The following is a 329-nucleotide window of genomic DNA, read 5'->3' as shown; positions in this document are numbered from 1 at the left end:
GGTTGACGACCGGGCTGGGCGCGGTCGCTTCCGGGTCGGGTGGTCTGACGGGTGTTGCGGGTTCTGGTCGGGTGGCGTTCCTGTACACGGGGCAGGGTGCGCAGCGAGCGTCGATGGGCCGGGGCTTGTACGAGGCGTTCCCGGTGTTCGCGGACGCCTTCGACCAGGTGGCGTTGCACCTGGATGCCTATCTGGACCAGCCGCTGGCGGAGGTGCTGGCGGACGAGGAGCTGATCCACCGGACCGGGTACGCGCAGCCGGCGTTGTTCGCGGTGGAGGTGGCGTTGCATGCGCTGCTGTCGCACTGGGGTGTGCGGGCGGACGTGCTG

The 329-nt window shown here is 70.2% G+C and carries 1 protein-coding gene; it reads left to right on the top strand.

Annotated elements, in window-relative coordinates:
* Nucleotides 1-71: 71 nt before the first annotated feature.
* The coding region (locus tag PUR56_RS01050) for an acyltransferase domain-containing protein (RefSeq protein ID WP_329947450.1) at nt 72-329 on the top strand (258 nt) is incomplete at its 3' end.

The sequence above is a fragment of the Streptomyces sp. BE303 genome (assembly GCF_036290945.1).
Classification (GTDB): domain Bacteria; phylum Actinomycetota; class Actinomycetes; order Streptomycetales; family Streptomycetaceae; genus Kitasatospora.
The sequence above is the reverse complement of the archived record's forward strand: the minus strand, read 5'-3'. Positions and strand labels throughout refer to the sequence as shown.